Genomic DNA, 18,531 nt, shown 5'->3' with positions numbered 1-18,531 from the left:
CGCTCGCTGGCGTTGACAGCTCCTGTTCGTCGCATTAATAATAGCGAATAGCTAGCTAGTATTACTCGACGGAGATAGAGCATGTTGACTTCCGAGAACAATCAGATCCTCACCCGCGTCGGCCCTGGTACCGCCATGGGAGGGCTCTTCCGACACTTTTGGCAACCGGCTCTTCTGTCCGAAGAACTGTCCGGACCCGATTGCCCCCCCGTGCGTGTGCGTTTGATGGGAGAGGACTTTGTGGCCTTCCGTGATTCGGCCGGGCGGGTGGGGCTGCTGGACTCACACTGCCCGCATCGTCTGGCCGACCTCTACTTCGGACGAAATGAGGAGGGGGGACTCCGATGCGTCTACCACGGCTGGAAATTCAGCGTGACGGGGGAGGTGCTGGACATGCCCAGCGAGCCCTCCGAAAGCCCGATGCGATGCAACCCGAACGTCCGAGCCAAGGCCTACTCAGTGCATGAGGCTGGTGGGATCGTCTGGGCATATCTCGGGCCCGTGGAATCGATTCCTCCCCTTCCACAGATGGAGTTCATGGGCCTGCCCGCAGCGAACGTGTATGCCTCCAAGTGTCTGATGAAATGCAACTACCAGCAGGCACTGGAAGGCAGCATCGATACGGCCCATTTGACCTTTCTCCACCGGTCGATCGGGCCGATGGAAAAGGATGTGTTCGGGGTGGGCGAGCTGCAGGAATTCGGCGATGCAGACGGTGCGCCCAGGTTCTTTTGCGAAGACACCGAGTACGGAATGAGAATCTCGGCACGCCGCGAGGGATCACCGGACGCCTACTATTGGCGCATCACGCAGTGGCTGATGCCCACGAGCGTCCTGGTACCCACCGGAGACGACCTGGTCTGCAGGGCAAATCTGTTCATTCCCATCGACGACGAGAACTGCTGGTGGTATCGCGTGCGATACCACGCCGGTCGTCCTCTCAGCAGCGAGGAACTTGCCGAGTACAGGCACGGAACACTTGACTACGCGAAGCTGCTGCCGGGAACCTACATCCCGGAGGGCAACCGTGCGAATGACTACCTGATGGACCGAACCCTGCAGAGGAGTGGCTCATTTACCGGTATTCCGAGCGCGCAGCTGCAGGACCTCGCCGTGCAGGAGAGTCAGGGCGCTATCGCTGATCGCACGAAAGAGCACCTCGGTACCTCGGACACCGCAATCGTCAGATGCAGGCGTCGTCTGATCGAGTCGGCAAAGAAGTTCGCCAGTGAAGGAATCGTTCCCGTGGCGGCTGCCCGTGGCGACCTCTACAGACGCAGGGCCGTGGCCATGCTGCTCCCGAAGGACGTGACCGCGGAACAGGCGGGCAGTCACCCGGCCACCGTACCGTCTGCCTGACGCCCTTCAGCGAGCACTCTGACCCCTGCGTCTCAGACGAGCATGGTGTCGGGCGACTCGCCGGCGGTGAGTGGGACAGATCAATCCAACCCTGAAGGACATTACAGTGAAAGTGATTACGAAGTTCGGAAGGATCATCAGCATCGCGGCCGTATTGATGGCAACCTGCGGCGCCATGGACGCCCAAGCCCAAGGCAAGGACGTCTGGCCCTCGAAGCCCATTCGCTTTGTCGTGCCCTTCGCAGCGGGTGGCTCCATCGATGTTCTCGCGCGCTTGATGGGGCGGCATCTCGAAACGAGACTAGGGCAGTCGATCGTGGTCGAAAACCGCACGGGCGCCGGAGGCACGGTCGGTGCCGATTTTGTCGCAAGGGCTCCCGCTGACGGATACACGTTCTTGTTCACCGCACAGGGGCCATTGGTCCTCAATCCATTCCTCATGAAGCGGCTCCCGTACAACGCGGAAGCCGCTTTCGCGCCCGTAACGGTGGTGGCCGAGGCGCCGAACGTGTTGGTCACGAACCAGGCGTTTCCCGTCGCCAACTTCTCGGAGCTGCGCGGATTCGCCAAAGCGAATCCGGACAAGATGACCTTCGGTACCCAAGGCGTCGGAACGACCGGCCATGTTACCGGCGAGCTAATCAACCAGCAAACCGGAATCAACCTGACGCACGTCGCGTACCAGGGCTTTCCACCGGCTCTTACGGACGTTCTTGCCGGGCGGGTGGGGATGATGATCGCGGACACCATCAATCTGTTGCCGCGAATCCGTTCAGGTCAGCTGCGGCCGATTGCAGTGGCGTCCGCCAAGCGAAGTTCGGTATTGCCGGAAGTTCCGACATTTGCCGAGGCAGGCTACCCGGAGATCGTTTCAGGACCCTGGTTTGCAGTTCTCGCTCCGGCAGGAACAAAGCTTGAATTCCGCAGAAAGCTGTCGGAAGAAATGCGTCACGTGCTCGCGCAACGCGATGTGCAGGAGAAGCTCACTGAGCTGGGCGTAGAAAGCCGCGGATCAAGTCCCGAGCAGTTCGACTCCTACCTGAAGTCGGAGTTCAAGCGCTGGGGTTCCGTGATTCAGAAGGCAGGCATCACGCTGGGCAACTGAGAAATCATGACGGTATGGATGCCAGAGCTCCGGTCCGATCCTCCAGCACCGACATCACGCGAAAGAAGATCGCTGATTCGTCTGAGGGTATCCCGGCCAAGAGCTCTGCTTCCACAGCATTGATCATGTCCTCCACCTGCCGGTGAACCTTTTTTCCTGAGGGTGTAAGGCTGAGTCGCAAGCGCCTCCTGTCTTCGTGGTCCACGTCCTTCTGCACATAACCTTGCTCGACCAACTTATCAATGGCGCGGGCCACGAAGAATGCGTCCGTGCTTGTGCGCGCTGCGACCTGCTTGGCCGAGACAGGCGCGAACCGGCCAATGACCGCCATGACTCGCCAACTGATCACGGTCAGGCCGAATTCCGCCTTCCACGCAGGCGAAAGATGGCGGGTAATCCGGGCGGCAATCGAAAGGCATCGATAGGAGATCCGGTTTTCAAGAGAGACACGAGCAGCCTTGGACATGCATGGATTGTACGTATCGAACAAGGCCCGGAATCCACTATCGACCCACTGCAAGGTCGGCGCTTATCTTTGCACAAGAAAATCCGATACGACACGGGTTATATGCGTCAGCCAGGCATCGCGCGCGTCTTGCTGCTTCATGTCGAAATCCAAGAAGTTGGACATCGTCGCTGCGTTGGACAGGTAGTAATAGCAGAGCGAGACAATGGTGAGGTGCAGTTCCATTACCGTCACGTCGCGGCGGAAATGCCCTTCGGCCACGCCTCGCGCCAGCAAGTCTTCGACGATCTTCAGTTGCGGGACTGCACTCTGCCTAATGCGCTCGGACTGCTTCACGTGGCGCGCTCCGTACATGTTCTCTGCGTTCACAAGGCTGATGAATTCCGGGTGTTCCTGGAAGTAGCGCCAGATAAAGGCGATCAGCCGCTTAAGACCCTCTCTCGGGTCGAGCTGCTTCAGGTTGATCCGCCCCTCGGCCAAGAGCATGTCGTCATGAACTTTTTCCAGGGCGGCCAAATAGAGACTTTCTTTGCTGTCGAAGTGGTAGTACAGCATGCGATCGCTGGTCTCCGCCCGTTTACTGATGCGCTCAATGCGAGCACCGCCGAGACCTTCCTGCGCGAACTCCTGGACAGCGGCGTCCACGATTGCCTCGCGAGTTCCGTTGGGCGGACGGCCCACTGCACGCTGCCCAAGCGCATCGGCTGCCGGGCGAGACGGGGTCGCTCGTTGACTCTTAGCCAAGGGTCCTCCTGTTTATTGCAGTGTAAGTGAATAACCACATAAGACGGCCCATAGAGGCGTTAAAACCGAGGGTATCTACTAGTATGTGGGTCGATCGGCCCGAAATATTATTGTTAGAGACGACTACCAATATTCGTCCTTTCAGGAGATCGCTCATGGCCCGCCCATTCCAGTTCCTCGCTAGGTTCTCACTCCAATTGCTCGTCTCGGAGGACGAGTACCGACAACTGCTTGAACACGAGAGCCTTGATGCTGCTCGATCCGAGCGAGGCGCCACCGAGAAGGCTGCTTGATGCCAGTCGAAGCTGGAATCGACCTGCGGGTCCGCGCGATGGAGCGCCTGGCGGATGGGATCCTGTCCCTCACACTCGAACACCCGGACGGCGGTGATCTACCGCCGTGGAGCGCAGGCGCGCACGTGGACCTGGTCTTCGAAGGTATTGGTACTGCGCAGTACTCGCTGTGCGGTCCGCTCGGGGCCCGAAGGTGGCAAGTTGCCGTGCTGCATCGGCCAGAGGGGCGAGGCGTTTCACGCCACGTTCATCGTGCACTGCGGCCCGGTGACCGCGTCCGTGTCGGTCTTCCGCGCAATCACTTCCCGCTTCAACCCGCTCCGGGCTACCTGTTCGTCGCTGGCGGTATCGGCATCACGCCTATCCGGGCCATGATCGAAGCTGCGGACTCCATAGGTACGCCTTGGCAGCTTGCCTACTGCGGAAGGAGCCGCGCCGGTATGGCGTTCATGGACGAGCTCGAAGATCGCGCCGGCCGAGTCCGTGTGTTCCCGGCGGACGAAGCTTGCCGACTTCCCGTGGGCAAGCTCCTCGCGGAGACAGCGGCCGCCGCGGAGGTGTACTGCTGTGGGCCCGAGGGACTCATTGCCGCCGTCCAAGCGGAAAGTGAACGGCTAGGGCGCCCGGCGCCGCATTTCGAACGCTTCTCAGCTGCACCTGCGGCTCTTCAAGGTGAGAACAGACGATTCTCTGTGGTGCTGGCCAGAAGCGGCGTTACGCTCGAGATCGGTCCGGGCCAAAGCATCGCCGATGTGCTCGACGCGCGCGGGGTATTCGTACCGACCTCGTGCCGGCAAGGGGTGTGCGGCTCTTGTGAAACGCGGGTATGCGCCGGCCGAATCGACCACCGGGATTCCATTCTGTCCGAGGCGGAGAAGGAGCGGGGTGACACCATGATGGTCTGCGTTTCACGGGCTCGCGACGACCGCTTGACTCTGGACCTCTGAACCCTCGCCTGTGTCCATCCCTGCTGCGGCTGCCATCGGAATCATTGCCGTGGCCGAGTTGTTCTGTACATCGCTCTGGTTCAGTGCCAATGGCGCCGCAGCCGAACTTCTGCGGGGTTGGGGGCTGCCCCCTTCTTCCGTCGGGGCCCTGACGTCGGCTGTGCAGGGCGGCTTCATCTTCGGGACCCTAGCCTTCGCGCTCTCGAATCTGGCCGACAGGGTGCCTGCCAGCCGCATCTTCTTCGTTTCCGGGTTGCTTGGCGCCCTCGCTAACGCACTGTTCGCATTCGGCGGCTTCGGCTTCGCTCCGTCGCTCGCGCTGCGCTTCGCGGATGGTGTGGCGCTTGCGGGAATTTACCCCCTGGGCATGAAGCTGGTGGTCGGGTGGAATCGGGGCCGGACTGCGGACACGCTCGCAGTGCTGGTAGGCATGCTGGTGCTAGGAACAGCCTTTCCGTACGGGCTACGTGCCTGGGCCCCCGGACTAGACTGGCACTCCACCGTCGCGGCTGCCTCGCTGCTGTCTGTCGTCGGAGCCATCCTCGTTTTGGTCACCGGGGATGGTCCCGATGCCAGATTAAACACCGTCGGCGTTCATCCCAGATTGGGCAGTGTGCTGCAGGCATTCCGAGTGCCCGCCTTCCGCTCGGCCGCGTTCGGATACTTCGGACATATGTGGGAGTTGTACGCCTTTTGGACGCTTGTTCCTTTTTTGGTCGCGCCACTGATGCCAGCCTCTCTAGGCCCCGCCGCCAACTTTGGCGTGATCGCAGCTGGTTTCGTCGGCAGCTTGGTCGCAGGCAGGTTGGCGCGTCGCTTTGGCAGCGCGCCCGTCGCCGCAGTCGCACTGTCCGCTTCCGGAACGATTTGCGTGATCTATCCTTTCACCGCGGCTTGGCCAGACTTCCTGCGGCTAGCAGTGCTTGTGTTCTGGGGCGCCACAGTTGTGGCGGACTCGGCGCAGTTCTCCAGTCTCTCGAGCCAGGCCTGCTCCGCAGATCTGATAGGCAGCGCGCTGGCGGTGCAAAACGCGATCGGCTTTGCCATCAGCATCATGTCGATCAGCCTGGTCACTGAGCTGTTCGGCTCAAAAGGAGAAGCGGCCGTGACCTGGCTTGCGCTTGGTCCTGCCTTGGGATTGGTGGCGATGTTCCTGCGAGGATCGACGAAGTTGCGCTGGCCGAAGTCGTCGCGCTATGAATGAAAATGGGGTTCAGTTTCGACGATTCGCGACTGCCTTGTCGCACGAGGGACGAGAAGATGCCAGCCTTGCGAGTCACTGGCGGTGGAACCCCGATGCATGGAAATTCGGCAGATCCAAAATGACTCAGGCGGGATCGTCCAGGAAACATCTGAGCGGCCGGGTGAGACCTAGTGCGTCCGCAAATACGTCCCCGAGGCTGGGCGACAATTGATTCCGACTACCTAACAGACATTCGCTATGAATCATCCGCTGACGCTTGGCGACTCCGTGCTCGATGAGGACCATCTGAGACTTGAGGACCTTGTTCTCCAACTCCGCGATGCACCCTTAGATGAAGTGTCTCGCCGTCTCGAAGCGGTGCGCGAGCACGCCTCAAGGCATTTCGCTCTGGAAGACATTGAGCTAAGGGCCATGGCGGATGGCAACGCCAAGTGCCACTTGGACGAACATGCGGCGGTGTTGAACTCACTTGACGAGGTGATGGTGGTGCTGACTCAGGTCGATGTCGCGGCAGAGAAGAAGGCACTGCTCATCAATCGCCTCGCGACCGAATTGCTCGTGTGGCTGCCGGGGCATGTTCATGAAATGGACGCCGGTGTGGCGTCGCATCGGTCTAAGCAGCGTTTCGGCGGCGCGCCAGTGAAGATCGCGCGGAGGCCGGGCACTTAGCCCACTTCCCACGCTGATCGCTGGAGCTTCGGGCTTCGGTAGCTTCCAGCCCATGTGACGACGCGTCCTCTTCATCACCCAGGCGTTGAATCACCGCGTCCGCGTATCGCGCAGGGTTGCTCCATAAACGAAGGTGCGGCCGCGCCCATGATGTCCCCGTCCGGAAGGCCGTGAAGCAATTCGAACGTTCAGTAGCTGTGGTCCGCGATTAGTACGTTGCGCCTTAAGCACAATCCGAGCGAGCTGCACTCCTAAACCTTCCGAGCTTCCGCCGTCGCGACTTGTTCGACACGCCACATCACGTAGGTCCCGTGTGCGCAGAATCCGGTTGATGTTTCATTTCGTCCAAATCGCGGCGTTGGTGCATGGATACTGCGCAGGCGTTCTGTTAGGCTCGCGGCCCTGATAAAAAGACCGCCTCCCGCCACATGCCCAACAAATTCAACGCCGATCACCGCCATCATATTCCGAAGATGCGGCACTTCGTGCGTAACTGGCCCGAATATGAATCGGGACTTCGCAACCGTGGCAGCCTGACGTTCTGGGTTACCCCGCAGGCGATGCAACTCTGGCCAGCCCAAGCGCGCAGCACACCAGGCGGGCAGTCCATCTATTCGAATCAGGCCATCCAAACCAGCCTGATGCTGCGCCTGGTATTTGGCCAAGCCCTGCGACAAACCGAGGGTTTGATGAGGTCGATTTTCCAGCTTCTCGAGATTGATCTGAAGGCCCCCGACCACACTACCTTGAGTCGCCGAAGCATGACCCTCAAGGCTTTGCCACGCCAGTGCGCGCTGCCCGCCGGGCCGCTGCATTTGTTGATCGACAGCACCGGGCTGAAGCTGTTTGGCGCAGGCGAATGGCTGCAGAAAAAGCACGGACAAAAGTCGCGGCGTAGCTGGAGAAAGCTGCACTTGGCAGTGGACGCCAGCACGGGGCACATCGAGGCGTCGGTCTTGACTGGCCAGGATGTCGATGACCCATCTCAGGTTGGTCCACTGCTTGATCAGATCGAGCACGAAGTCGCCTCTGTTACCGCCGACGGCGCCTATGACGGCGAGCCAACCTACGAGCGGATTGCCCAACGCGATACGCAAATCGACGTCATTATTCCACCGCGCGTTACCGCCCAGCCCAGCGCGCAATTCGAGGCAGCGCCGACCACACGCGACAACCACCTGTTGATGATTCAAAGCTTGGGACGGCTGGAGTGGCAAGAGGCCTATGGCTACGGCAAACGTGCGCTGGTGGAAACCACGATGGGTCGCTTCAAGGCCATCATCGGGCCAAAGTTGCGTGCCCGTGATCCACGTGGCCAGCAGGCCGAGGCAAATGCTGCGGTGGCGGTGCTCAACCGCATGCTGAGCGCTGGACGCCCGAACTCCGTCCGCACTTCAGCAGCTGCCGTCTAAGCCCCTGCGGGGTTGGGGTAACCCCGGTCCCAGCGGTATCCATGCACCAACGCCCAGCGGCAGCGCACGGTCGACCGCCACGCGGTAGAGATGTTCGAGGAAGGCGCGCGGGTCTTCGCGCGGATCGGGGGCGGGGGCCAAGGACGGGTTCGAAGCGGTCATTGCGGTTTGTCTCCAGACCGGCAATTGTGCTGCGGACCAGGCCCCGCCCCTCGCCGGTCAACTTTTTCGGGGTGCCTAGTTGGTGGTCTTCGCGCCGGCCTGGAACCAGCGGCTGATGAGGGCGCGCTCCTCGTCGGTGATGCCGGTCGCGTTGTTCATCGGCATGATCTTGGTGACCACGACCTGCTGGTAGATCGCCTGCGCATGCGCGGCCACCTGCTCGGGGGAATCGACCCGCACGTTCTTCATCTGCACGGCCGGGCCGTGGCACATGAAGCAGCGCTGCTCGAGCACCTTCTGCACGTCGGAGAACGGCACGGCCGGCGCCGCGGCAGCGGCCACTGCCGGCGCGGCCACGGGCTCGGGCTTCATCCAGACGATGGTCAGGCCCAGCACCACGATGCCGACCATGGCATACGGCAGCGGATTGCCCGCATTGCCCAGCTTGAAGCGGTGGCGCACCACGAAGAACTGGCGAATCGCCGCGCCGCCCAACATGATGAGCAGCAGCACGATCCAGTTGTACTTGTGCGTGTAGGTGAAGCTGTAATGGTTGCTCAGCATCGCGAACAGCACCGGCAGCGTGAAGTAGGTGTTGTGCACGCTGCGCTGCTTGCCGCGCTGGCCGTGCACCGGGTCGACAGGCTTGCCTTCGCGCAGCGCTGCCACGTTCTTGCGCTGGCCGGGAATGATCCAGAAGAACACGTTGCCGCTCATGGTCGTGGCCATCATGGCGCCCACCAGCAGGAAGGCCGCGCGGCCCGCGAACCAGTGGCAGGCCAGCCAGGTCGCGAAGGCAATGAAGATCGCGATCAGCACGCCGACGATGGTGTCGCCGTGCTTGCGGCGCCCGAAGACCTGGCAGATGCCGTCGTAGACCATCCAGAACACGACGAAGAAGGCCAGCGCGACGGCGATGGCGGCGCCGGGCTGCCAGTCCATCTTCGACTTGTCGATCAGGTAGGTGCTCGCGTTCCACAGGTACGACATGGTGAAGAGCGAAAAACCCGTAATCCAGGTCGAATAGCTCTCCCAGTACGACCAGTGCAGATGGTCCGGCAGCTTCTTGGGCGCCAGCGCGTACTTCTGCATGTTGTAGAAGCCGCCGCCGTGCACCGCCCACTGCTCGCCGCCCACGCCCTTGTCGAGCGATTCCTGGTCATGCGGCTTCTCGAGGCTGTTGTCCAGCATCACGAAGTAGAAGGAAGCGCCGATCCAGGCGATGGCGGTGATGACGTGGACCCAGCGCAGCAGCAGGTTGGCCCAGTCGAGGTAGTAGCTTTCCATGTGCTCTCTCTCAGCCCTGTGCGACGCGTGGGACGTCGCAAAGGGGTTTCAGCCTGCTCACCACCGCGGGCGCTGTAAGCAGAGAAAGTGCCGCGAACGCAGGCTCCATGGAATGGGCCTCGCTCCGCTGCGGCTTGTTGTCGACCGAAAGTGTATACAGTTTTGGCAAAAGGCGGGATGCTTTTTTTGGGGCGCCACCGCCGGGAAAACCCTGTTCAGCCCAGCGATTGCAACAACTGTGCCGCCACCGCCACGGCGATCACCTCGGGCTCCTTGCCGGTGATGCCGGGCACGCCGATCGGGCAGGTGATGCGGGCCAGTTCGTCGGGCCCGAAGCCCCGCGCCTCGAGCCGGTGGCTGAAGGTGGCCCACTTGGTCTTGCTGCCGATCAGGCCCACGTACGGCAGGTCGTTGCGCTCGCGCATGCGCTTGAGGCAGGCGACGACGACGTCGAAGTCCTCGGCATGGCTGAAGCTCATGATCAGCACGCGGCTGCCCGGCGCGAGCGCGGCCACGGCGTCCTGCACCGGCTCGGAATGCTCGGTGTCGATCTGCGCGGGCAGCTCTTCGGGGAAAACGCCGTCGCGGCTGTCGATCCAGCGCACCGCGAACGGCAGCGCCGCCAGCAGGCGCGCCAGCGCGGCGCCCACATGCCCGCCGCCGAACAGCGCCACGGGCTTGAGCTGCGCGACCAGTTCGCGCTGCAGCGCCGGCGCATCGGCCGCGGTGATGCGCTGGTACGACAGGAACATCACCCCGCCGCAGCACTGCCCCAGGCTCGGGCCGAGCGGGTAGCGCTGGATGCCGTCGAACGGCGCGCGCGTGCCGGCGAGCAGCTCGCGCGACTCCTTCGTGGCCTGGAATTCGAGCTGGCCGCCGCCGATGGTGGCCGTGAGCCCGTCGGCCCACACCGCCATCCAGGTGCCGGCTTCGCGCGGCGCCGAGCCCTGCGTGGACTCGACGCGCACCAGCACGCCGTCTTCGTGGCGAAGACGCGCCAGCAGTTGGTCGACCGCACCGCTCATCGTTGTCGATACCTTCGGTTGCCGGGCGCGCGATGACTCACGGTATAAACCCGGCCATGAATCGCCAGCTTACGCCCCGACGTCTCGCCCTCGCAGCCTCTCTTCTTTCGGCCCTCTGGCTCGCCGGCTGCGGCTCCACCGGGTCGGTGCCCGGCCAGTTGAGCGGCGCCAGCGGCGATGTGGGCGCCGGCCCCGCGCCACGCGCATCGAGCGCGGCCAGCGCGCGCGACTACCGCCGCGACGCGGCCCGCCACGTCTATGACACCAACCGCTCGCGCATCTACAAGGGCCAGCTGCCGCCGATCCTCTACGCCGTCGGCACGCTCGAAGTGAACCTCGACAACGGCGGCAAGGTGCGCTCGATGCGCTGGCTGCGCGCCCCCAAGCATGCGCCCGAGGTGATCGCCGAGATCGAGCGCACGGTGCTGAAGGCCTCGCCCTTCCCGCCGGCCACCCGCCTGGGCGCCGTCACCTGGACGGACACCTGGCTGTGGGACGAAAGCGGCCGCTTTCAACTCGACACCCTGACAGAAGGCCAGCAACAAGGGGACTGATGCCTCAGGAGCCGCGGTAGGTGGAGTAGCTCCACGGGCTCACGAGCAGAGGCACGTGATAGTGCTGGTCGGTGTGCGCCACGCCGAAGTCCAGCGACACCTTGTTCAGGAAATTCGGCTCCGGCAGCTCGACGCCGCGGGCCTTGAAATAACCCGCCACGTCGAACACCAGCCGGTAGGTGCCGACCTTCAGCGAGTTGTTGTCGTAGAGCGGCCCGTCGCCGCGGCCGTCCGAATTCAGCGTGAAGCGCTTGACCAGCGTGGCGGCATCGCCGTCGGTGGTGTACAGCGCCACCTCCATGCCCGCGGCGGGGCCGCCATGCATCGTGTCCAGTACGTGAGTGCTCAGGCCCATGGGGCGCTCCTTGAAATGGGTGCGGGATATTCCGGTGGACAAAAGTGTATACAGTTCACGGCTTTGGGTCTATCATGAAAAACATGGAGTCCTCCACCACCCGTTCGATCGTCGATGCCCTCACGAAGGCCATCGTCGAGCACCGGCTTCAGCCCGGCACCAAGCTGGCCGAGCAGAAGCTGGCCGATCACTTCGGCGTGTCGCGCACGCTGGTGCGGCAGGCCCTGTTCCAACTCTCGCAGAACAAGCTCATCCGGCTCGAACCCGCGCGCGGCGCCTTCGTGGCAGCACCCGCTGTCGACGAAGCCAAGCAGGTGTTCGCCGTGCGCCGCATGCTCGAGGCCGAGATGACGCGCGAGTTCGTGCGCACCGTCACGCCCGCCAAGATCAAGGCGCTGAAGGAGCACGTGGCGCTCGAAAAATCGGCCGTGTCGGGCGAAGACATCTCCGGGCGCACCGAACTTCTGGGCGACTTCCACGTGCGCATGGCCGAGCTCATGGGCAACCAGGTGCTGGCGCAGATCCTGGGCGAGCTGATCTCGCGCTGCGCCCTCATCACGCTGATGTACCAGAGCACCAGCGCGGCCGAGCACTCCAACGACGAGCACGCCGACATCGTGAAGGCCCTGGCCGCGCGCGATGAAGAACGCGCCGTGCGCCTCATGACCGAACACCTCGAGCACGTCGAGGCCAACCTGACCTTCGACCGCAAGGTCCCCACCAACGACATCTCGCTGGCGCTGTCCTGAAAAGCCTATGACCGTCTACGACTCCACCTTGCCCTACCCCCGTGACCTCGTCGGCTACGGCCGCAACCCGCCCCACGCCCGATGGCCCGGCGGCGCACGCGTCGCGGTGCAGTTCGTGCTGAACTACGAAGAAGGCGGCGAGAACGCCACGCTGCACGGCGACGCGGGCTCCGAGCAGTTCCTCTCCGAGATGTTCAACCCGGCGAGCTTTCCCGACCGGCACATCAGCATGGAAGGCATCTACGAATACGGCTCGCGCGCCGGCGTGTGGCGCATCCTGCGCGAGTTCGAAAAACGCGGCCTGCCGCTCACCGTGTTCGGCGTGGGCATGGCGCTGCAGCGCTACCCCGAGCTGACCGCTGCCTTCAAGGAGCTGGGCCACGAAATCGCCTGCCACGGCTGGCGCTGGATCCATTACCAGAACATCGACGAAGCCACCGAGCGCGAACACATGCGCCTGGGCATGGAAGCGATCGAGAAGCTCACCGGCGAACGCGCCCTGGGCTGGTACACCGGCCGCGACAGCCCCCGCACCCGGCGCCTCGTGGCCGACTACGGCGGCTTCGAGTACGACAGCGACTACTACGGCGACGACCTGCCCTTCTGGATGAAGGTGCACAAGACCGACGGCAGCGTGGTGCCGCAGCTCATCGTGCCCTACACCCTCGACGTGAACGACATGCGCTTCGCGCTGCCGCAGGGCTACTCGCACGCCGATCCGTTCTTCCAGTACATGAAGGACACCTTCGACGCGCTCTACGCCGAAGGCGACCCGGCCGGCGACGACAGCCCGAAGATGATGAGCATCGGCATGCACTGCCGCCTGCTCGGACGGCCCGGCCGCATCACCGCGCTGCAGCGCTTCCTGGACCACATCGCACAGCACGACAAGGTGTGGGTCTGCCGCCGCGTCGACATCGCGCGCCACTGGAAGCAGGCGCACCCCTTCGAAGCTGGAGCCGCATCATGAGCCTCACCATCGCCCAACTCAACGCCGCCGTGCCGGCCACCGCCGTCGCGCTGCTCGACGGCATCTACGAGCACTCGCCCTGGATCGCGCAGCGCGCGCTGGCGGCCCGTCCCTTCCGCTCGCTCGCGCACCTCAAGCATGCGCTGGTGCGCGCGCTGGCCGAGTCGTCGGCCGACGAGCAGATCGGCCTGATCCGCGCCCACCCGGAGCTGGCGGGCAAGGCCATGGTCAGCAAGACGCTGACGGCCGAATCGACCAACGAGCAGAGCAAGGCCGGCCTGACCGACTGCACGCCCGAGGAGTTCGCGAAGATCCAGCAGCTCAACGCCGACTACAACGCGAAGTTCGGCTTCCCGTTCATCCTGGCCGTGCGCGGCCCGCGCGGCGCCGGGCTGGCCAAGCGCGAGATCATCGAGACCTTCGCGCGCCGGCTGCACAACCATCCGGCTTTCGAGCTGGGCGAGGCGCTGCGCAACATCCACCGCATTGCCGAGATTCGCCTGGACGACAAGTTTGCCGCCGACATCTCGCTCGGCAACGACGTGTGGGACTGGCAGGAGCAGCTCTCGGTGCACACCGACCCCGGCTACGCCGAGAAGGGCCAGCTCACCGTCACGTACCTGACCGACGCGCACCGCGCCTGCGCCGCGCAGATCAGCGCGCTGATGAGCGACGTGGGTTTCGACTCGGTTCACATCGACGCGGTGGGCAACGTGGTGGGCCGCTACGAGGCCACGCAGCCGGGCGCGCGCACGCTGCTCACCGGCTCCCACTACGACACCGTGCGCAACGGCGGCAAGTACGACGGCCGCCTCGGCATCTTCGTGCCGATCGCCTGCGTGCGCGAACTCAAGCGGCAGAACAAGCGGCTGCCCTTCGCCTTCGAGGTGGTGGGCTTCGCCGAAGAAGAGGGCCAGCGCTACAAGGCGACCTTCCTGGGCTCCGGCGCGCTCATCGGCCACTTCGACCAGCGCTGGCTCGACCAGAAGGACGCCGACGGCGTGACCATGCGCGAGGCCATGCAGCACGCGGGCCTGAAGCAGGAAGACATCCCGAAGATCCAGCGCGATCCGGCGCGCTACCTCGGCTTCGTCGAGGTGCATATCGAACAGGGCCCGGTGCTCACCGAGCTCGACCTGCCGCTGGGCATCGTCACCTCCATCAACGGCAGCGTGCGCTACGTGGGCGAAGTGATCGGCATGGCCAGCCACGCCGGCACCACGCCCATGGACCGCCGGCGCGACGCGGCCGCCGCGGTGGCCGAGCTGATCCTCTACACCGAACAGCGCGCCGCGAAGGACGGCGATTCGGTCGGCACCGTCGGCATGCTCGAAGTCCCGAGCGGCTCGATCAACGTGGTGCCGGGCCGCTGCAAGTTCAGCCTGGACCTGCGCGCGCCCAACAACGCGCAGCGCGACGCGCTGGCCACCGACGTGGTCGGCGCGCTGAAGGACATCTGCGAGCGACGCGGCGTGCGCTTCGAGCTCGAAGAAACGATGCGCGCCGCCGCCGCGCCCAGCGCCCCCGCCTGGCAGCAGCGCTGGGAAAAGGCCGTCGACGCGCTCGGCATTCCGCTTTTCCGCATGCCCAGCGGCGCCGGCCACGACGCCATGAAGCTGCACGAGGTGATGCCGCAGGCCATGCTCTTCGTGCGCGGCATCAACTCGGGCATCAGCCACAACCCGCTCGAATCGAGCACCAACGACGACATCCAGCTCGCGGTGCAGGCCTTCCAGGGCCTGCTGGACAACCTCGCCGCCGAACAAGCCCACTGATTCACAGAAGAACAACCATGACCGACTACGCAAAGCTCGACGCCTGGATCGACGCCCACTTCGACGAGGAAGTGCAATTCCTGCAGCAACTGGTGCAGGTGCCCACCGACACCCCGCCCGGCAACAACGCGCCGCACGCCGAGCGCACCGCCGAGCTGCTGAAGGACTTCGGCCTCGACGCCGAGAAGCACGCCGTGCCCACGCAGGAAGTGAAGGACTACGGCCTCGAAACGATCACCAACCTGATCGTGCGCCGCAAGTACGGCAACGACGGCCTGACGGTCGCGCTCAATGCCCACGGCGACGTGGTGCCCCCGGGCGAAGGCTGGACGCACGATCCGTACGGCGGCGAGATCGTCGACGGCAGCCTCTACGGCCGCGCCGCCGCCGTGAGCAAGAGCGACTTCGCGAGCTTCACCTTCGCGCTGCGCGCGCTCGAAGCCGTCGCCAAGCCGGCCAAGGGCAGCGTGGAGCTGCACTTCACCTACGACGAAGAGTTCGGCGGCATCCTCGGCCCGGGCTGGCTGCTCGACAAGGGCCTGACCAAGCCTGACCTGATGATCGCGGCCGGCTTCAGCTACGAGGTGGTCACCGCCCACAACGGCTGCCTGCAGATGGAAGTGACGGTGCACGGCAAGATGGCCCACGCCGCCGTGCCGGCCACAGGCATCGACGCGCTGCAGGGCGCCACGAAGATCCTCAATGCGCTGTATGCGCAGAACACGCTCTACCAGCAGGTCACGTCGAAGGTCGAGGGCATCACGCACCCGTACCTGAACGTGGGCCGCATCGAGGGCGGCACCAACACCAACGTCGTGCCCGGCAAGGTGGTGTTCAAGCTCGACCGCCGCATGATCCCCGAGGAGAACCCGGTGGAAGTCGAAGCCGCGATCCGCAAGGTGATTGCCGATGCCGCGGCCGAGAGCGCCGGGATCACCGTCGAGATCAAGCGCCTGCTGCTCGCCAACTCGATGAAGCCGCTGGCCGGCAACAAGCCGCTGGTCGATGCGATCCAGAAGCACGGCCATGACGTGTTCGGCGAACCGATCAAGGCCATGGGCACGCCCCTGTACACCGACGTGCGCCTGTACGTCGAGGCCGGCATTCCGGGCGTGATCTACGGGGCCGGTCCGCGCACCGTGCTGGAGTCGCACGCCAAGCGCAGCGACGAGCGCGTGGTACTCGAAGACCTGCGCCGCGCCACCAAGGTGATCGCGCGCACGCTCAGCGATCTGCTGGCCTGAATGTCCTGAGCGGTCGTCGGGCCGCGTCCGGCCGGCTCAGGCCGGGCTCGCGCCCGATGCCGAAATGATCGCGGCCGACCTGGCCCGGGCCTCGGCCCATGCCGTCATGTCGGGCAGGGGCGCCGGCCGTGCCAGGTGGTAGCCCTGCACCAGCGTGCAGCCCAGCGTGCGCAGGACGTCGAGTTCTTCCTGCGTTTCCACGCCTTCGGCCACGACCTGGATGTTCAGCGAGCGGCCGAGTTGCACGATGGAATCGACCAGCACCACGTTGCCAGGCGATGCCGCCAGCCCCAGGATGAAGCTGCGGTCGATCTTGACCTGCCGCACGTATTCGCTGCGCAGCGAAGCCAGCGACGAATAGCCCACGCCGAAGTCGTCCACCACGATCGTCACGCCCGCCGCCGACAGCGCGCTGAGGCGGCTGCGCGTTGCGTGGGTGTCGAGCGCGACCTCTTCGGTGATCTCGATCTGCAGCCGGGCCGGCGCGATGCCGCGCGTCTTCAGCATGCCGAGCACGATGTCGTCGACCGCCAGCTGCGCCATCTCGCGCGGCGACACGTTGATGGCGATCGGCACGTTCGCCAGCACCGAGCCCGCGGCCTCGAGCTGGCGCATCGCCCGGCAGACCTCGTCGACCAGGTGCCGCAACAGCGGCTCGGCGACGCCGGTGTTGGCGGCCGCGAAGATCACTTCCTCGGGCGCGATGTGGCCGTGACGCGGATGGTGCCAGCGCATCAGCGCCTCGAGGCTGTGGATGTGCTTGCCGTCGCAGCCCATGATCGGCTGGTACCAGACGCCGATGGCGCGTGCCTCGATGGCGTTGAGCAGGTCGCGCTCCACGTCCCGGCGCGTGCCCAGCCGCAGATTGAGCGGGGCGTCGAAGAACTGGTAACGGTTGCGCCCGGTGCGCTTGGCCTCGTAGAGCGCTTCGTCGGCGAAGCTGATCATGTCGGCGATGTCGGCGTCGCCCGACACCGAGATCCCGATGCTCACGCCCAGGTGGCCGCCGTAGTGCGCGGTGGCAAAAGAGATCGACCGGATCAGCGCCTGGGCGATGGCCGCGGGCGCCTGGCGGGCGCCCTGCAGGCTGTAGAGCACCGCGAACTCGTCGCCGCCCCAGCGGCTCAGCACCGCGCGCAGGTCGGTGAGCTCGCGCTGCAGCCAGCCGGCCACGTCCTGCAGCACCCGGTCGCCGACCTTGTGGCCGAAGGCGTCGTTCACCGCCTTGAAGCCATCCAGGTCGAGCAGCAGCAGGCAGTGCTGCTGGCCGCGGGACGCGACGATGTGCAGCGTCGCCGCCTCGGTGAAGCCTTCGCGGTTGAGCAGCCCGGTCAGGGAGTCATGAGAGGCACGGAACGAGAGCTGCTGCGTCGCCTCCAGCGACAGCGCATGCACCTGGCGCAATTGCTCCGTCATGGCGGTGGCCTCGTTGCGCAGCCGGCTGCCCTCGCGGAAGGCCCGTTCGCTGTGCAGCGCGCTGCGCACCAGCGCCCCGAGGTACAGCAGCACCATCGCGGCCAGGCTCACGTTGTCGAAGCCGCCCGAATACACCAGGCAGCCTGCCACGGACAGCAAAGCCGGCGTGATGAAGCTGATCGGCACGAACGCGAAGGCCGTGCCGTAGGTCACCGAGCCCGCGCAGATGCCGCAGACCACCGTCAGATAGAACACCGCCTGGGGCGACGAGTAGCCGCTGCACAGCAGCGGAATGAGCGCCCAGACCAGGCCCGAGACCCCGGCCAGCGCCGCCGACAGCCGCAGGTGCCACTCGACCGGGCGCCCCTTGGGCGAGGTTGCCACGCTGCTGTCCAGCAGCACGCCGCGCGAGGGCGCGAACGGCCAGCGGCAGACGTAGCTGCGCACCCCGTTCACCGCGAGCGACAGCATCAGCCAGCACAGCCCTTCGAACGCGCGGCCCGAGTTGAGCGCCACCAGCGTCGCGGTGAAGCTCAGCACGATGTTGATCGGAATGGCCGCGAGCACGCTGCGGCGCACCATGACCAATTGGTCGGCCCGCACCATGCGCGAGAGCAACTCACCATCGACGGAAGCGGTGAGCGTGGGGGGAGGCGCACTGAAATTCATGGAGGGGGTCGAGTTTATAGAGCGCGCACGACCGTGCGCTTCGCGAAGACCTTGTTCGCGTGAATTTGGGGCGTGGCAACAACGAACTTTCGTTTCGCTTTCATCGCGGCGTCATGGCTGGCTTCG

General features: G+C 64.6%; 18 protein-coding genes. 11 read left to right on the top strand and 7 right to left on the bottom strand.

Annotated features, from left to right (window positions below):
• The first annotated feature begins 81 nt into the window (after positions 1 to 81).
• Both L3V85_RS35945 and L3V85_RS35940 read left to right on the top strand, forming a co-directional pair.
• Positions 82 to 1,359 carry a Rieske 2Fe-2S domain-containing protein gene (locus tag L3V85_RS35945; protein WP_125953043.1) on the top strand — a complete coding sequence of 426 codons (1,278 nt, stop codon included), beginning with the start codon at positions 82 to 84 and terminating at the stop codon, positions 1,357 to 1,359.
• Positions 1,360 to 1,429: 70 nt separating this feature from the next.
• Positions 1,430 to 2,464 (top strand): Bug family tripartite tricarboxylate transporter substrate binding protein, encoded by a 1,035-nt coding sequence (locus L3V85_RS35940; RefSeq protein WP_237677305.1) that lies wholly within the window; start codon positions 1,430 to 1,432, stop codon positions 2,462 to 2,464.
• A 4-nt stretch (positions 2,465 to 2,468) separates the two neighbouring features.
• Here the strand turns inward: L3V85_RS35940 and L3V85_RS35935 are convergent, their stop codons facing one another.
• Both L3V85_RS35935 and L3V85_RS35930 read right to left on the bottom strand, forming a co-directional pair.
• Positions 2,469 to 2,930: a MarR family winged helix-turn-helix transcriptional regulator gene (locus tag L3V85_RS35935; protein ID WP_125953041.1), complete on the bottom strand. Its 462-nt coding sequence runs from the start codon at positions 2,928 to 2,930 to the stop codon at positions 2,469 to 2,471.
• 63 nt (positions 2,931 to 2,993) lie between these two features.
• Positions 2,994 to 3,575, bottom strand: coding sequence for a TetR family transcriptional regulator (locus L3V85_RS35930; RefSeq protein WP_164546980.1), 582 nt, complete (start codon positions 3,573 to 3,575; stop codon positions 2,994 to 2,996).
• Between the two features lie 391 nt (positions 3,576 to 3,966).
• Here L3V85_RS35930 and L3V85_RS35925 point away from each other — a divergent pair, with 391 nt between their 5' ends.
• The 4 genes from L3V85_RS35925 (at position 3,967) to L3V85_RS35910 (ending at position 8,199) form a co-directional block, all read left to right on the top strand.
• On the top strand, positions 3,967 to 4,914 hold the full coding sequence (locus L3V85_RS35925) for a PDR/VanB family oxidoreductase (RefSeq protein ID WP_125953034.1): 948 nt from the start codon (positions 3,967 to 3,969) through the stop codon (positions 4,912 to 4,914).
• A 10-nt stretch (positions 4,915 to 4,924) separates the two neighbouring features.
• Entirely contained in the window at positions 4,925 to 6,118 is a 1,194-nt protein-coding gene (locus tag L3V85_RS35920) for an MFS transporter (protein ID WP_237677304.1), read from the top strand.
• Between the two features lie 237 nt (positions 6,119 to 6,355).
• A complete protein-coding gene (locus tag L3V85_RS35915) occupies positions 6,356 to 6,787 on the top strand; it encodes a bacteriohemerythrin (RefSeq protein ID WP_125953066.1) in 432 nt (143 codons plus the stop codon).
• A gap of 428 nt (positions 6,788 to 7,215) precedes the next feature.
• Positions 7,216 to 8,199, top strand: a complete 984-nt coding sequence (locus L3V85_RS35910; protein ID WP_237676703.1) for an IS5 family transposase — start codon at positions 7,216 to 7,218, stop codon at positions 8,197 to 8,199.
• Here L3V85_RS35910 and L3V85_RS35905 read toward each other — a convergent pair.
• The 3 genes from L3V85_RS35905 to xdhC form a co-directional block, all read right to left on the bottom strand.
• On the bottom strand, positions 8,182 to 8,361 hold the full coding sequence (locus L3V85_RS35905; RefSeq protein WP_237680726.1) for a hypothetical protein: 180 nt from the start codon (positions 8,359 to 8,361) through the stop codon (positions 8,182 to 8,184). The genes L3V85_RS35910 and L3V85_RS35905 overlap by 18 nt on opposite strands.
• A 75-nt stretch (positions 8,362 to 8,436) precedes the next feature.
• Positions 8,437 to 9,648, bottom strand: coding sequence for a urate hydroxylase PuuD (locus L3V85_RS35900; RefSeq protein ID WP_237677303.1), 1,212 nt, complete (start codon positions 9,646 to 9,648; stop codon positions 8,437 to 8,439).
• A gap of 215 nt (positions 9,649 to 9,863) precedes the next feature.
• Positions 9,864 to 10,673: a xanthine dehydrogenase accessory protein XdhC gene (gene xdhC, locus L3V85_RS35895; RefSeq protein ID WP_237677302.1), complete on the bottom strand. Its 810-nt coding sequence runs from the start codon at positions 10,671 to 10,673 to the stop codon at positions 9,864 to 9,866.
• A 56-nt stretch (positions 10,674 to 10,729) separates the two neighbouring features.
• Between xdhC and L3V85_RS35890 the strand changes: the two genes are divergently transcribed.
• Positions 10,730 to 11,227, top strand: coding sequence for a hypothetical protein (locus L3V85_RS35890; protein WP_237677301.1), 498 nt, complete (start codon positions 10,730 to 10,732; stop codon positions 11,225 to 11,227).
• Positions 11,228 to 11,231: 4 nt separating this feature from the next.
• Here the strand turns inward: L3V85_RS35890 and uraH are convergent, their stop codons facing one another.
• On the bottom strand, positions 11,232 to 11,582 hold the full coding sequence (uraH, locus tag L3V85_RS35885) for a hydroxyisourate hydrolase (RefSeq protein ID WP_237677300.1): 351 nt from the start codon (positions 11,580 to 11,582) through the stop codon (positions 11,232 to 11,234).
• A 74-nt stretch (positions 11,583 to 11,656) separates the two neighbouring features.
• On the opposite strand from uraH, the gene L3V85_RS35880 reads away from it, so the two are divergent.
• The 4 genes from L3V85_RS35880 to L3V85_RS35865 are packed head-to-tail and all read left to right on the top strand — an operon-like array spanning position 11,657 to position 16,320.
• Positions 11,657 to 12,331, top strand: coding sequence for a GntR family transcriptional regulator (locus L3V85_RS35880; RefSeq protein WP_081269340.1), 675 nt, complete (start codon positions 11,657 to 11,659; stop codon positions 12,329 to 12,331).
• 7 nt (positions 12,332 to 12,338) lie between these two features.
• Positions 12,339 to 13,301, top strand: coding sequence for an allantoinase PuuE (puuE, locus tag L3V85_RS35875; protein WP_237677299.1), 963 nt, complete (start codon positions 12,339 to 12,341; stop codon positions 13,299 to 13,301).
• Complete coding sequence (gene uraD / locus L3V85_RS35870) at positions 13,298 to 15,076, top strand: 2-oxo-4-hydroxy-4-carboxy-5-ureidoimidazoline decarboxylase (protein ID WP_237677298.1); 1,779 nt, start codon at positions 13,298 to 13,300, stop codon at positions 15,074 to 15,076. Before puuE ends, uraD begins: the two co-directional genes overlap by 4 nt.
• 17 nt (positions 15,077 to 15,093) lie before the next feature.
• The gene (locus L3V85_RS35865) at positions 15,094 to 16,320 is read left to right on the top strand and encodes a M20 family metallopeptidase (protein ID WP_237677297.1); all 1,227 of its coding nucleotides are present in this window, start codon (positions 15,094 to 15,096) and stop codon (positions 16,318 to 16,320) included.
• 36 nt (positions 16,321 to 16,356) lie between these two features.
• Here L3V85_RS35865 and L3V85_RS35860 read toward each other — a convergent pair whose 3' ends face one another.
• Entirely contained in the window at positions 16,357 to 18,405 is a 2,049-nt protein-coding gene (locus L3V85_RS35860) for a putative bifunctional diguanylate cyclase/phosphodiesterase (protein WP_237677296.1), read from the bottom strand.
• Positions 18,406 to 18,531 lie beyond the last annotated feature (126 nt).

The sequence above is a fragment of the Variovorax paradoxus genome (assembly GCF_022009635.1).
GTDB lineage: Bacteria > Pseudomonadota > Gammaproteobacteria > Burkholderiales > Burkholderiaceae_C > Variovorax.
Note: the sequence above shows the minus strand (reverse complement) of the source record. Positions and strands in the feature narration are given on the sequence as shown.

Bases quoted from the DNA above. Each gene is read 5' to 3' on its own strand.
- L3V85_RS35915 (WP_125953066.1), top strand. From the start codon at position 6,356: ATGAATCATCCGCTGACGCTTGGCGACTCCGTGCTCGATGAGGACCAT.
- L3V85_RS35860 (WP_237677296.1), bottom strand. From the start codon at position 18,405: ATGAATTTCAGTGCGCCTCCCCCCACGCTCACCGCTTCCGTCGATGGT.
- L3V85_RS35905 (WP_237680726.1), bottom strand. From the start codon at position 8,361: ATGACCGCTTCGAACCCGTCCTTGGCCCCCGCCCCCGATCCGCGCGAA.
- uraH (WP_237677300.1), bottom strand. From the start codon at position 11,582: ATGGGCCTGAGCACTCACGTACTGGACACGATGCATGGCGGCCCCGCC.
- L3V85_RS35910 (WP_237676703.1), top strand. From the start codon at position 7,216: ATGCCCAACAAATTCAACGCCGATCACCGCCATCATATTCCGAAGATG.
- L3V85_RS35900 (WP_237677303.1), bottom strand. From the start codon at position 9,648: ATGGAAAGCTACTACCTCGACTGGGCCAACCTGCTGCTGCGCTGGGTC.
- L3V85_RS35890 (WP_237677301.1), top strand. From the start codon at position 10,730: ATGAATCGCCAGCTTACGCCCCGACGTCTCGCCCTCGCAGCCTCTCTT.
- puuE (WP_237677299.1), top strand. From the start codon at position 12,339: ATGACCGTCTACGACTCCACCTTGCCCTACCCCCGTGACCTCGTCGGC.
- L3V85_RS35880 (WP_081269340.1), top strand. From the start codon at position 11,657: ATGAAAAACATGGAGTCCTCCACCACCCGTTCGATCGTCGATGCCCTC.
- L3V85_RS35935 (WP_125953041.1), bottom strand. From the start codon at position 2,930: ATGTCCAAGGCTGCTCGTGTCTCTCTTGAAAACCGGATCTCCTATCGA.
- L3V85_RS35945 (WP_125953043.1), top strand. From the start codon at position 82: ATGTTGACTTCCGAGAACAATCAGATCCTCACCCGCGTCGGCCCTGGT.
- uraD (WP_237677298.1), top strand. From the start codon at position 13,298: ATGAGCCTCACCATCGCCCAACTCAACGCCGCCGTGCCGGCCACCGCC.
- L3V85_RS35925 (WP_125953034.1), top strand. From the start codon at position 3,967: ATGCCAGTCGAAGCTGGAATCGACCTGCGGGTCCGCGCGATGGAGCGC.
- L3V85_RS35865 (WP_237677297.1), top strand. From the start codon at position 15,094: ATGACCGACTACGCAAAGCTCGACGCCTGGATCGACGCCCACTTCGAC.
- xdhC (WP_237677302.1), bottom strand. From the start codon at position 10,673: ATGAGCGGTGCGGTCGACCAACTGCTGGCGCGTCTTCGCCACGAAGAC.